The organism is Bradyrhizobium diazoefficiens (genome assembly GCF_016612535.1).
GTDB lineage: Bacteria > Pseudomonadota > Alphaproteobacteria > Rhizobiales > Xanthobacteraceae > Bradyrhizobium > Bradyrhizobium diazoefficiens_C.
The window spans coordinates 2,655,451-2,667,644 of record NZ_JAENXS010000002.1 but is presented as its reverse complement, the minus strand read 5'-3'; the positions used below and the strand labels follow the sequence as shown (position 1 = coordinate 2,667,644).

The window sequence follows — 12,194 nt, the reverse complement described above, 5'->3', positions numbered from 1 at the left end:
AGTCTGTCATGCTTCGCGCCCCGATGCAGCGAAGATTTTATGTCCTACGCAAGCGCTTTCGGCTGCAGGATTCGAGGCGCATGCATGCGTGTCCAATCCATGCCGGCCAGAAGCGCGGACAACTGCGCGGCGTTCATTCGCATGACGCCGTCAACGATCGGCGGCCACTTGAAGGCGCTGCCCTCAAGCCGCTTCCAATACAGCACGAGGCCACTACCATCCCAGACAACTATCTTCACCCGATCAGCGCGCTTCGCACGGAAGACCACCGCCACGCCCTTCATCGGATCGTGGCCCAGCGTCTCCTTCGCCAACAGCGCCAGGCCATCTGCGCCCTTCCTGAAGTCTACAGGTCGGGTCGCAACATAAATCATGAAGCCAGCGGGAGCCGTCAGCATGAACGTGTCCGGCGCAACGCAACAAACACATCACTCAACACGGCAAGGCCAGGCGTCCCTCGCACCTCAACTCGTGCCCCATGGAGCTCAACCGTCACAACGGCTGCTTCCGGCGACCCGGAGGGAGCTGCAGCCACCGATGGCGACGATTCCGACACCAACGGCACAAACGACAGTGCTCCCCCCGCAGCTGGCAGCACCAGTTGACCTGAACGCGCCCGGCGCCGCCAGTCATGCACCTGCTGGGGCCGGCAGCCATGGCGACGTGCGACATCTGTTACGATCGCGCCCGGCTCGAGACTGTCCGCGACGATCTGCGCCTTCAAATCATCTGGCCACTGTTTCCGGCCGCCGCCGGCGTACACTTCTATGCGCGGTGACAACGGTCGTCTTATGTCGTCCGAATGGTCGTCCATTGTGAGCACCCTTGCAGAAGATGACTCTTCTAACGGCGCTCATAGGTCTACGCACAAACAATCTGATGGGCCTCGCAGCCCCGCTTACGCTCTAACGCTCAACGGCCGCGGTGAACCTCCGCGGCCGGGCGACGCCATCTTGGGAATAGGGTGAGCTTTGGATCGCTGGCTTACAACATCAAGCCGGCTGCCGCCCAAACGAGTTTGGACGGGATAAGGGAGGATCGAAGATCTATGCCGATCGGGCTAGGGACTGGGTTTTCTGCGCACGCCGACGAACCGCAATCCAGCCCATCATCAGGCCGCCCAGGACAACCGAAGGGAGAGTCGGGTTGCCGAGCGGTACGGCAGAAATGTTCTCGGTCGAGATGGTCGCTTCGGGAAGGTAGTTGTTGTTGTTGGCCGGCAGCCAATTGCCGTTCGGATCTCCTGCTGTGAACGCAAACGAGCCGATCTGCTGGGTATTGAATTGCCAGCTGTTCAATGTTGCGAAATCAGCAATGGCAACCAGAAAATAACTGCCGGCGTCAATCGACCAGTTGAGGTTGTTCAGCAGAACCGGGTGGGCGCTGTCTGCGTCCAGGCTCGTCTGGTATAGGAATGTCCCTGTTGGAATCCCAGATCCATTGTCGGCCATGATACCCAGGGTAAAGGTTGTAAGTAGCGAACCCGGCTGGGGGCCGATAAAGGCCTCGATGCCATTGACCTGGGTCGAGGTCGCCGTGAGAAACCCTAGCCCAATTGACTGTGTGTCCGGGGCAGACCCAACATTTTGAACACCCCATCCTGAGCTGGCACCATAGGCATCTCCACCTATCGTGTCGCGAAGGACGGTCGCGTAGCTCGAGCCGGTCCCGACCAGAAGAATCGCAGTTGCCGCCGCCAGGATCGTCTTCATTTGCAATGCGCCTTGATGAATGAATTCCACGATGAAGCTTCTTTCATCATGATTCATGCGGGACTGATTCGCTATGATTTCTTCGAATTTGGATCAAATGCGTCGTTCGATCACGGCGCTTTGGCCGCTTCTAGATCGCACGCCGAAGCCTTGGCAAACGCATTTCTCGCCTGAGGCTTGTGAGGAGGTGGGCCGCACACTTGTTCGGCAGGTCCGACTTCGCCTTGTTCGCCGGCCAAAATGTCAGATCTTACAAAGCTGCCTCTCGCGGACGTGCCGAGTTGTGCCCGCAGCTGGATAGACGCCTAGGAATGGGGAATATAAGCTATTCAACCACCACGAATGAGCGTAGTTGGCGTAGGAGTACGTGTTTCCTTTGAGCAAGTTCAAGCGCAGAGACGGCAGCGAGTATGCGGCTGTTGTGGAAGTTGGTCTTGACGCTCGGAGCAGCCGATCGAAATCGCCTGATCTGCATAGGCTCCTGCGGCAGAAGAGGCGTCAGTTTGCCTCTGCATATCACCGGCCCGGCCCGGTGATGAGAGACCGCAAAACCATTTTCTGGCGTTCAATGGGCGGAATGAGAGGCTGGCAAATCGGGGAGGAATGGCTGCTCATCAGCGCGGCCGTCAGTGTCGTGGCCGTTCTTGTCGGCTTCCTTGTCTCGGTCCACTATTTCGCAGGAGGGCCGCCGTGGCCGACTCAACTGGTCATCTCGGTCCAAGCACCTCCATCCGTCTCGCCGTTCGAAAGTATATTTCTGGCCCGCAATCAAAGCGGGTTGTTCGGAATCAGCAATCTCTCTGTGGGCTGCAGGATCATCTCGGTGCGCACAAAGCGCCTGAGCATGTCGAAAGGCTCAAAGATATCACTGATGTTTCCTTCTCGCGGCCCGGCAGCTCTGGTGCGGCCAGCGTCGGCCAATCCTTTCACCTGCCCGTTTCGTGAGTACATCGAGTCTGTTTCCGGCGCAGTCGCCCTGGATGATCCAACCGAGGCTCAGATCATGTTGGTCGCCAAGTATGATGCGCCCTGGTGGTGGCCGATCAATCCAGAGGTCTCGGCGCTATTTGCACTCGACACGCGGAGTTCATCTCCACGATGGACCATGAAGTGATTTTGTCGATTGCAAGCCGCGTCTGGCGGTTTTGTTTTGCCTAGCGGACAGATAGGGCAGGCGGCTCATCTGTCAGTGGGTTAAGTAAGTAGAGTAGGCGCTGTTTGCTTGACGCTCAGCGAAGGCGGTGAACGCTGATTTCAGCGGCGAGAACAGGTGTGTAAGCCCCAATTTTAGCTATTTTTCTTAAGGTTAAAGTAATAAAGCTGTTTTACTCGACTTAATTCATTGTTAATAAAGTCCAGTATTTCGGTAGGAGCTATGAATGAAGAAATTGATTATATCGGCCGTTGGTGTGAGCGTTGCGTTGTTGGCCGCTGTACCTGCTCACGCCGTCACTCTGGATCTCACCCAGGCGACTCTGACGGGCGACGTCAAGTTGAAGCAGAGTAAGCTCATTTTCGGAAACAATGATGGGCAAGCCGACTTCAACAACTTGTCCTCCGTTGTGAACCAACAATATGCGATCACCGTTACCGGCCACAGCGACAGTTCCACGTCATTCTTCAACTTCTTCATTGATCGCGACGGTGCTGGCCCAGGCGGTTTCGAGCAACTCGGCGGAGACTATAGCTTTTCGCCCGGATTTATCTCGATCACGTTGCCATGGTTCATCGACCTTGCGAGCACGGACTATTTCCGCATCGTCAACGGCGGCACGCGCAACAATCAGGCCGGCCAGATCGATATCGTGGACGTTAGCGTTCAAGCTGTGCCTGGTCCGGTCGTCGGTGCAGGTTTGCCGGGCATCTTGATGGCCGTCGCCGGCCTGTTCGGCTGGCTTCGTCGTCGCCGAACTGTAACCGCTTAGGTTTACCTCGAGAACTCTCACTACTTCCGAAGAGAGAGGGCTGCCGCGCTAGCCGCGGCGGCCCTCTTTTGTAATGATCGGGTCAGTGTCGGCAACTACCGGCCTGGTGTCCACTAATTCAGCGGGCAGCCATCTTCTTCTTCGACGGCAGCGCTAGCTCGCAGACCAGCACGTCCATCGCGGAAACCCGACAGATAAGCGAGCTCGGTCAGCTGGAGGTGGACCTGCAGAAAGCGCCTGGCTGTTTGATCCGCGATCAAGCCAAATCACCCGAAATGTGGGATTGCCGCGCACGTCAGCGGCTTCCAATTCAGCGCGGATGTTTCCTTCTCTCGGCCCGGCAGCTCTGGTGCGGCCAGCGTCGGCCAATCCCTTCACGTGCCCGTTTCGTGAGTATCTAGAGTCCGTTTCAGGCGCAGTGTCGTTGGATGATCCAACCGAGGCTCGGATGATGCTCGTCGCAAAATATGACGCGCCGTGGTGGTGGCCATTCAACCGAGATGTCTGGGCGCTGTTTGCGCTTGACACCCGGAGTTCGCCTCCGCGATGGATCATGAAGTGATTTCCGTCAGGCATCCTAGCTCAGCCTCGCATGCTTGCTTGGTAGTGGACGGGCTCGAGATCTCAGGCGCAAAAAGCGGCGCAAGATTGGCCGGGCAGAGCCGGGGAGGGGCCCCGATTCGTCCCGGTTTATCGCTCCATGCAAAGCCGACGGGCTGCTGAAGGCGTTTCGGGCGAGGCTTCTTTGGAAGGGGACCGTCCAGGGAGCGCTATTCTGTTGATATCGACCGCTTGCAGGGCCGGATTTGCGGCCAGCGGCGAGGTTTATGATATCGAGGCCGAATTAAATCCGTGATATCGCGCGCTGCTTCGCGGACCGCTCTTTTGAGGGCATTGCGAATTGGGCTGAAGCGGTCTAGGTACGGGGACTATGAACCCACTCGATCACGCCTCTCACTTGGATCATCACTTCACGATCCAGCAACGGACGCGGCGAACCCGCTCGGTTGTCGTGTCGGTGGCCGGCTTGTTCGTCGCCGGAGCGATTGGCACTTGTGTGGCAAGTAGTTACGACGAGCCGCTTCAACCAGCTCTGCCGGCTAAGCCGCCACTTATGGGGGCGACAGATGACAAAGCACCCCTGAGCCTCATGAGTCTCCAGGTCAAGGGGACTAGCGAAATTGACGAGCTCAAGGAGCTGCTTGCCGCCGAGCGAGCAGAACTGAAAAGGCTGTCGGAGCAGTTGTCTGCACTGGTCTCGCGAATGGGGGTTCTGGAGGCATCGGTCGAACTGCGCGCTCGGCAAACGTCGAATACGTTCGCCTCCATGGCAACAGCGGGTTCGCCCGCCCCAACTTCCACCGGCGCGTCAGCAGCTGCAAGACCGCTCAAGAAGCGAGCGCAAGATCTCAGACCGATTGGTCCGACATCGGTCGGAGGAGCCCAATTGACGACCGCATCAGCCGTTGCGCGGTAATGACCATCTTCGGTGCCCGCTTCGCCTAGCGGGATTCGACTGGATTTCACTCGTTACAGGCCCCATTCTGGCTGAGTCTATTTCGACGGAGAAGCCTATGAAGAGGGCGGGCGCTGCCTGGCCGAAGCCATCGCTTGCTGGCATTCCGCATTGTTGCCTGTCGATTAGGAGCTAAGGGGGCCCGAATCGGACGATGCAAATCATGAGTCCGGCAGAGCTACGTCCGAGCGATCAGAGTCCGAGCGACTCGACGTCCACGGAAGTCCAGTTTGCGCTTGTGATCGCGCGCATCCTCGAAATGGCGAAAAACGACCCCGAATACATGCGGCAGGTCGTTTACGATCTCGCCCGCCATAAGCTTCAGGAGCAGTTTACCCACGCAGATGCGGCCGACGTCCGCCGCTTGCAGAGTGCCTTGGAAGCGGCGATCAACGGTGTAGAGCAATTCTCACGGCAAGATCTCGGTCCCCCAAGTTTACCTCCTCCGCAGCTGACGAAAGCGTCCGATCTGGGCGAATCTTCCAGCTCGGAGTGTGTTTCTCTGACGCGGTCTACCCAGATAGTACTTCATGACGAGAGCACTCAGGTACGATATCCGCTCAGGTGGGTGACGAAGCGCGGGCTGATGGTGCTGCTCGCCCTGATGACTGTCGGGCTGTTCTTCCTTGAACAACGGCACTTGGCCGATCTGATCTCCGGTCCCGAGAAATCAATCGAGTCGGCTTTGCCAGAAACCAGTCCTTCCGCCGCGATTTCAATCCCGATACCGCCTGCACCCCCGACGATAGCTCCTGCGCAGGACACGACGGCGCCGAATGTAGGAACGACGCCCGCACGCGCTCTTCCCACCGAATATGGCGTATATGCCCTCGACGAGGATCGTCCGATAGTCAAACTGCACCCGCTACCGGGAAAGGCGCCTGACATAAGGATCGCCTTCTCTCCGGCGTTCAAGGTCCCCAATCAGCCGGCCCTGCCCAGTGGCCGCGTGAAGTTCCTGGTGTTTCGGCGCGAAGCCATGAACAGCATTCCGGACAGTGCCGAGGTTCGAGTAGTCGCCAAAATCGCGCGTGAGTTTTCACCTGCGGCCGCTGGCAAGAAGTTGAACGAGGAGGACGATGTCTGGGTGATCCGCAACTTCTCCTACGCATTTCAGGTAAGTCCGGTCGCCGGCTCTCCGGAAATGTATGAGCTTCGGAGCGAGAATCCCCTGATGGACCTTCCCGCAGGAAACTATGTGCTAGTCTTGAAGACGCAGACCTACTTCTTCCGGATTGGCGGAGAGATTGTGGATTCGAGGCAATGCATTGAGCGGGTGGTGGCTAGCAACGGCACATTCTATTCCCCATGCAAGTTGCCGCGCAGCACGGATAGGTGAATTCAACTGACCGTACATGTAGGCGGTTTTTTCCAACAAATCACCTTGACGGGGCTGGAACTGGAATTGACGAGAGCTATTCCAAGACTGCGCGACAAGTGGAGGTAAACGACCATGATGCGGTCGATGATATTGTGCGGCGCTATCTTGCTCTTCGGGTCTACCGCGAGGGCCGAAAATTGTCAGTACGTGGCTGGCGGTAAATTCATCTGCGACAACGGTATCGCGGCACAGCGCTACGGGGAAACGACGTACTGGAACGATGGAACGATATCCGAGCGATACGGTACAACGACGTACAACAGCGACGGGAGCAGTGCTCGGCAATACGGAGACACCACGATTTTCAGCGACGGGGGCTCGGCGCGGACCTACGGGAACCGAACCTATTTCAGCGATGGTCACTCCTGTTATCGGTATGGGCGCCAGCTTCGATGCGATTGAAGGACGGGGCAGACCCGGATGGGAGCGGTGCCCGGTAAAGGTTAGCTGCGTGGAGCGAAGCCGCCCGCACCGTCCCCAAAATAGCACCGCTGTTTCGGCGCGAAGCCGTGAACAGCATCCTGGATCCGAAGTGCATGTTACCGCAAAGACCGAGCGCAGAATTATCGAGCACAGCCGCTGGCAGGAAATTAAGCGGATGACGAACGTTTACGTCATCAGACCTCGCTTAGGCAGGTAAGCCCGTTCCGGTCCCCCCAATGCAAGTCGGCGTGCAGCGCTTGCGGGTGATCTTGAGCGACCGAATGCCCAGCGGTGTTCACGCCTCTCCCCATCTTCGTTTTTTGGGCTACGATCGGGTGCGCAATGTCAATTGGACGCTGAGCCGTCGATCGGGCATGGGTTGGAGGTCATCACTTGTACTTCATTGTGTCGAAAAGTCTTGGATGGCTGCTAGTGCCGTCAAATCTCCTCCTTCTTGGTGGTGTCGCTGGCTTCGCACTGACATTTTCCCGGTTCGCCAATGCCGGGCGGCGACTGATGCACTCCGTATTCATCCTTGTTATTCTATGCGGCGTATCCCCAATCGGAAAATGGCTGCTTACACCGTTGGAGAGCCGTTTCCCGGCATGGAGGGCGACTCCCGAAGAGCCAACTGGCGTCATCGTCCTCGGTGGCGACATCAATCTTGACGTTGCAGCGGCTCGCGGTGTCGTTTCGCCCGCCAATCCCCATCGCATTGTGATGGCGGCAACACTGTTGCACCGGTATCCTCAGCTAAGAGCGCTATATAGTGGTGGCAATCCGAGTTTCTGGAAAAGCAATGCCCGGGAAGCCGATTTTGCGGTCGAGCTGCTAGGGCAGTTGGGAATACCTCGCTCGCGAATCGAGGTCGAGCGAAGCTCCAGAAATACGGCCGAGAACGCGCGTTTCAGCAGGGAGCTGATCTCTCCAAATCCCACCGAACGATGGTTGCTGGTAACCTCAGCCTTTCATATGCCGAGAGCCGTAGGAATTTTCTGCAAGGCCGGCTTCATGGTTGAACCCGTCCCAAGCGGCTGGCAGACCGACGGAAGATTGACGCTCGAGGTTCAAGATCCTGTGGCCGGGCTTGCGACGATGGATATTGCTGTCCATGAGTGGCTTGCCTTGTTGATAGCCCGATTGACCGGGAAAACGGATTCCATTTTCCCGACGGGGTGCCTGGCGTCTCGTCGAGAGGCTTACAACCACGCCAGTTGATCTGCCCACAGCGTTGAATGTGTCGGTTAAAAGCTTGGCGCCCGCGTTCGCTCGTTTTCCAACTTTGAACGTTAAGGTTTATCGCGTCGATGGGCAGGTTGCACTGACGTTATGCGTGCAAGTCGTCGCAGAAGTGCGATAGACTTTTTCGCGACAGGTCTATGGTTATTCAGGGAGAGCGCCATCCATGCGCATCGCCATGATCGGAACGGGCTATGTGGGACTGGTGTCCGGGGCCTGCTTTGCGGATTTCGGTCACGACGTCATCTGCGTCGACAAGGACGAGAAGAAGATCGCTAGCCTGCATCGCGGTGAGATCCCGATCTACGAGCCCGGGCTGGACGAGCTGGTCGCGACCAACGTTAAGGCCAAGCGGCTCGAATTCACCACCGACCTGTCCAAGCCGGTCGCGGATGCGGACGCGGTCTTCATCGCGGTCGGCACGCCGTCGCGCCGCGGCGACGGGCACGCCGATCTCTCCTATGTCTACGCCGCCGCGAAAGAGATCGCGCAGTCGCTGTCCGGCTTCACCGTCGTGGTGACGAAATCGACCGTGCCGGTCGGCACCGGCGACGAGGTCGAGCGCATCATCCGCGAGGTCAATCCCAAGGCCGACGTCGTCGTCGCCTCCAACCCCGAATTTCTGCGTGAGGGTGCCGCGATCCGCGACTTCAAATTCCCCGATCGCGTCGTGGTCGGCACCTCCGATGAGCGCGGCCGCAAGGTGATGGGCGACATCTACCGTCCGCTATCGCTGAACCAGGCGCCGCTGATGTTCACGGCACGCCGTACCGCCGAGATGATCAAATACGCCGCGAATGCGTTCCTGGCGACCAAGATCACCTTCATCAACGAGATCGCCGATCTCTCCGAAAAGGTCGGCGCCAACGTCCAGGAAGTCGCGCGCGGCATCGGCCTGGACAACCGCATCGGCACAAAATTCCTGCACGCGGGTCCCGGTTTCGGCGGCTCCTGTTTCCCGAAGGACACCAAGGCGCTGATCAAGATCGCGCAGGATTACGACGTGTCCCTGCACATCGTCGAATCCGTGTTGGCGGTCAACGAGAACCGCAAGCGCGCGATGGCGCGAAAAGTGAGCCAGGCGCTCGGCGGCTCGCTGCGTGGCAAGACCATCGCGGTGCTCGGCCTCACCTTCAAGCCCGACACCGACGACATGCGCGACGCGCCATCGATCCCGCTCGTGACCGGCCTGATCGACATGGGCGCGAAGGTGAAAGCCTTCGATCCCGTCGGCATGGAGCAGGCCAAGAGCGAGTTGCCCAGCATCATTTATTGCGAGGATGCTTATTCCTGCGCTGAGGGAGCCGATGCGGTTGTCGTCGTCACTGAATGGACGCAGTTCCGCGGCCTCGATCTCGATCGGCTGAAGGCGACCATGGCGCAGCCCGTTGTCGTCGACCTCCGCAATATCTTCAGCCCAGAGGACATGGCCGCCGCCGGCTTCACCTACGAGAGCGTCGGGCAATCAGGAGGCGGCCAAGCGAGCTCGGTCCCTTGATGCGCGGAAGGGCTTCGGGTCGGCTGCATCTCCTGCCTCTGACTGAGATAATCACATCGATTGTGCCTTGATGTAAATGCACTAACAAAAGGTGGTTTGACCAGATGTGAGAGCGTCGTGCAGATGACTCACATCGTAAGTGTCTCAATCAAGGATCGGAAGTCTAACCTCTAAGACGCAGCCAGCGTCACCTCTAGTGCATTCACGCCCCGCACAGCCTCCAACATGTCCTCCGACATCTTCCGGCCGATCGACCCTGTGACGACCAATCCGGACGAGTGGCGTTGCCTTTGATCAACCAAGACGCCAGAGCTTCAGTAGGAGCAGGGCCCGGAACCAATCGTAGAGGCAGAACGACCCAATAGAGTCGCTGAGGAGACGTTCTGAAAACGATCTAGGTCGCAAGATCGTATTGCATCCGCATTCGGTGTGCAATTTCCTCTACGCGCCGTTGATAGCCAATCGAATTTCCTGGCGCAGACAAAACGATCGGCTGCCAGCCGTAGGCGTGGTCCCTTCGCACGGTGACCTCGAGCCCAGGCACGGAGACAACCTCCTGGATGAGAACAGACAGCTCTCGCGCCGATTTGCTTTCCTTGGGCATTGCAGTAATCCCACGTGATAGATGCTTTAGTGAATCACGGAAGAGTAAAGCCAAGTCAAATCTGGTCGTGAAAATTCGGTGATTGTCCTCACATAACCAAGCCCCAATTGAGGTGAAGCTGATTGGAAGCGACCCGTGTGGTCCTGCATACCAACTTCAGGATTCTGCTCTGGATTGTTTGCCAGGAGAAGGACAGGAGTAGTTACAATATGAATGAATCTTTCTACCGTTTTTCAGAGAGTTTTCTCTAAAGTGAGCTGAGAGAGGCAGGGAGGCTAAGATGCAGTATCCGCTTGATCATGGTTTACCGCTTGTTCAGCTCAAGGAGCGTCGGCGTGAGATGGTGGTCGCGCTTCAAGCTCGTGTTGGGCCCATTGCAGATGACGAGCTGAGGCAAATCGCAGCCATCCAGCAAACTATTTCGGCGTTTGAGGACGTCATCTCTGATCTCGATTGCGAGCAGAGCGACGCGAGAGATGACGTAGTGGATCGGCGAGGATTGCCCTGGTTCGGGCGGCGGAGCGTTGTTCACTCTCCGGTGTGAGTCATTCGCTCGAATAACGTATCCCGCGAGCTCGGGGCCGCTCTTGGTCAACTGGGTTTGGAGGTCTGACTTTCAGGTTTCGTCTGCTTCGATCAAGCCTGGGTGCTTTCGCCCGAACAGTCTCCTTCGAATGGCGCAGGTTGCGCTATCTACCAACCGGCGCGAGCGAACCGAACCGGCTCCTGCCCTTGGTGTCCAGTTCGGGTGCGTGACGGCTGTAAGCTAGAACAGCCGCGGCTTGTTAGGTGCGGCATTCCGGGCGAGAAAACTGCAACCAGGCCGTGGCGCGGGTATCATCTCAGAAGAAGCATGGCATCCGCCCAGTCGAAGAAGTCGGATCGTAGCTGGAAGAATCTGACACAATGAGGCATGGTGAAGCGGCGAGAGCGCTCGTTCGTCTTCTGCCTCAAATAGGCGGAGGTGATCGGCCGTGATTTCGCAAGCGGGGGCTGGAGCAGGGGAAATGTCAACGTCCATCGAGTTGATCGTCGCAGGCTATGTGAAGGTGAAGAACCGAAAAGCACTCGAGCAATTGCGCGTGCATCGTCGCAAGCTGCTAAATGAGCTGAAGGAGGTTACAGGGATCAACCCCATCAACGCGGTCCAGACAGTTCAGGACGAGCTCCTAGTTATCGAAGCGGGGTTGGAAGAGTTGAAGCCGCCACCTGGTAGTCTGCCGGACAACAATTGGGATTAACCCTCCCGGGTCCGGCTTAGTGTAATCTCTGCAGTAAAGAATTCGTCTTCGTCATCCAGTACTACGACCCGACGATGAACAGACCCTCGATTGACCCGGCCAACGCCAGCCTAGCCTAGCCAATCGCATCGAAACACTGATGCTGACGCAGGTGTAGCGATAGCTCGACCCGTTTACACATTAGCCCCTGGCCCTGGAGCCTTTTCTTTTGATCGTGGCGTTGAGCCTTGTGGCCGCCGAGCAGAGAGACGACGCTGGCGTTCGGCATTGATTGCTAGCTTCTCAAGCAACTGAGCCTCGGCGAGCCAAAATAGTTCATTCTCATCGACCATCTTTGACTGCTGACGGCAAAATGCAGCCATTGAGGTGAAGTACTGTTTCGGTTCCATACAGCTTCTCCTGCTGCGCCTTTCCTAGCAAAGGATATGCCGTTCGTTTGTCAGCTACTTAACACTTTGACAGTCCAGAAGTGACCACAGGAACCGCGGGGCAGGAATTGTGAGCGGAGTTCATCAGCCTGGAGGCGGCCGTCACATCGCAACCAGGGACGCCCCGCGCACACCCGGCTGCCCAAAACCACTTGCGCGCAACGCTCGAACGTTGAAATGTGTGCTGAAATCAGTGCGCACTTTTGACGCCATCGCAGCCGGCACTG

At 57.7% G+C, this 12,194-nt stretch carries 13 protein-coding genes; 9 read left to right on the top strand and 4 right to left on the bottom strand.

The genetic code is table 11. From position 1 onward, the window contains the following. Positions 1-44 precede the first annotated feature (44 nt). Together tnpB and JJE66_RS29340 are read right to left on the bottom strand one after the other, a co-directional pair. Positions 45-398: an IS66 family insertion sequence element accessory protein TnpB gene (gene tnpB, locus JJE66_RS29345; RefSeq protein ID WP_200515194.1), complete on the bottom strand. Its 354-nt coding sequence runs from the start codon at positions 396-398 to the stop codon at positions 45-47. Then, positions 392-712, bottom strand: a complete 321-nt coding sequence (locus tag JJE66_RS29340) for a transposase (protein ID WP_311979912.1) — start codon at positions 710-712, stop codon at positions 392-394. The genes tnpB and JJE66_RS29340 overlap by 7 nt, the downstream gene beginning before the upstream one ends. Here JJE66_RS29340 and JJE66_RS38730 point away from each other — a divergent pair. Further along, a complete protein-coding gene (locus JJE66_RS38730) occupies positions 656-778 on the top strand; it encodes a hypothetical protein (protein WP_311979915.1) in 123 nt (40 codons plus the stop codon). The genes JJE66_RS29340 and JJE66_RS38730 overlap by 57 nt on opposite strands. A gap of 268 nt (positions 779-1,046) precedes the next feature. On the opposite strand, the gene JJE66_RS29335 is transcribed toward JJE66_RS38730, so the two are convergent. Then, positions 1,047-1,769 (bottom strand): hypothetical protein, encoded by a 723-nt coding sequence (locus tag JJE66_RS29335; RefSeq protein WP_200517914.1) that lies wholly within the window; start codon positions 1,767-1,769, stop codon positions 1,047-1,049. 319 nt (positions 1,770-2,088) lie between these two features. Between JJE66_RS29335 and JJE66_RS29330 the strand changes: the two genes are divergently transcribed. The 8 genes from JJE66_RS29330 (at position 2,089) to JJE66_RS29295 (ending at position 11,539) form a co-directional block, all read left to right on the top strand. Continuing rightward, on the top strand, positions 2,089-2,826 hold the full coding sequence (locus tag JJE66_RS29330) for a hypothetical protein (RefSeq protein ID WP_200517913.1): 738 nt from the start codon (positions 2,089-2,091) through the stop codon (positions 2,824-2,826). Positions 2,827-3,091: 265 nt separating this feature from the next. Next, positions 3,092-3,637, top strand: a complete 546-nt coding sequence (locus tag JJE66_RS29325; protein WP_200517912.1) for a hypothetical protein — start codon at positions 3,092-3,094, stop codon at positions 3,635-3,637. A gap of 931 nt (positions 3,638-4,568) precedes the next feature. Further along, positions 4,569-5,114, top strand: coding sequence for a hypothetical protein (locus JJE66_RS29320; protein ID WP_200517911.1), 546 nt, complete (start codon positions 4,569-4,571; stop codon positions 5,112-5,114). 202 nt (positions 5,115-5,316) lie between these two features. Continuing rightward, positions 5,317-6,492 (top strand): hypothetical protein, encoded by a 1,176-nt coding sequence (locus JJE66_RS29315; RefSeq protein ID WP_200517910.1) that lies wholly within the window; start codon positions 5,317-5,319, stop codon positions 6,490-6,492. Positions 6,493-7,350: 858 nt separating this feature from the next. Further along, positions 7,351-8,175 (top strand): YdcF family protein, encoded by an 825-nt coding sequence (locus tag JJE66_RS29310; RefSeq protein ID WP_200517909.1) that lies wholly within the window; start codon positions 7,351-7,353, stop codon positions 8,173-8,175. 187 nt (positions 8,176-8,362) lie between these two features. Then, a complete protein-coding gene (locus JJE66_RS29305) occupies positions 8,363-9,694 on the top strand; it encodes a UDP-glucose/GDP-mannose dehydrogenase family protein (protein WP_200517908.1) in 1,332 nt (443 codons plus the stop codon). Between the two features lie 884 nt (positions 9,695-10,578). After that, a complete protein-coding gene (locus tag JJE66_RS29300; RefSeq protein ID WP_246756582.1) occupies positions 10,579-10,842 on the top strand; it encodes a hypothetical protein in 264 nt (87 codons plus the stop codon). Between the two features lie 463 nt (positions 10,843-11,305). Then, positions 11,306-11,539, top strand: a complete 234-nt coding sequence (locus tag JJE66_RS29295) for a hypothetical protein (RefSeq protein ID WP_200517907.1) — start codon at positions 11,306-11,308, stop codon at positions 11,537-11,539. Positions 11,540-11,712: 173 nt separating this feature from the next. Here JJE66_RS29295 and JJE66_RS29290 read toward each other — a convergent pair whose 3' ends face one another. Continuing rightward, complete coding sequence (locus JJE66_RS29290; RefSeq protein ID WP_200517906.1) at positions 11,713-11,928, bottom strand: hypothetical protein; 216 nt, start codon at positions 11,926-11,928, stop codon at positions 11,713-11,715. Positions 11,929-12,194: the final 266 nt, after the last annotated feature.

Coding starts and splice junctions, on each gene's coding strand:
- tnpB (WP_200515194.1), bottom strand. CDS start 398: ATGCTGACGGCTCCCGCTGGCTTCATGATTTATGTTGCGACCCGACCT.
- JJE66_RS38730 (WP_311979915.1), top strand. CDS start 656: ATGGCGACGTGCGACATCTGTTACGATCGCGCCCGGCTCGAGACTGTC.
- JJE66_RS29335 (WP_200517914.1), bottom strand. CDS start 1,769: ATGAATCATGATGAAAGAAGCTTCATCGTGGAATTCATTCATCAAGGC.
- JJE66_RS29325 (WP_200517912.1), top strand. CDS start 3,092: ATGAAGAAATTGATTATATCGGCCGTTGGTGTGAGCGTTGCGTTGTTG.
- JJE66_RS29320 (WP_200517911.1), top strand. CDS start 4,569: ATGAACCCACTCGATCACGCCTCTCACTTGGATCATCACTTCACGATC.
- JJE66_RS29315 (WP_200517910.1), top strand. CDS start 5,317: ATGAGTCCGGCAGAGCTACGTCCGAGCGATCAGAGTCCGAGCGACTCG.
- JJE66_RS29305 (WP_200517908.1), top strand. CDS start 8,363: ATGCGCATCGCCATGATCGGAACGGGCTATGTGGGACTGGTGTCCGGG.
- JJE66_RS29300 (WP_246756582.1), top strand. CDS start 10,579: ATGCAGTATCCGCTTGATCATGGTTTACCGCTTGTTCAGCTCAAGGAG.
- JJE66_RS29295 (WP_200517907.1), top strand. CDS start 11,306: ATGTCAACGTCCATCGAGTTGATCGTCGCAGGCTATGTGAAGGTGAAG.
- JJE66_RS29290 (WP_200517906.1), bottom strand. CDS start 11,928: ATGGAACCGAAACAGTACTTCACCTCAATGGCTGCATTTTGCCGTCAG.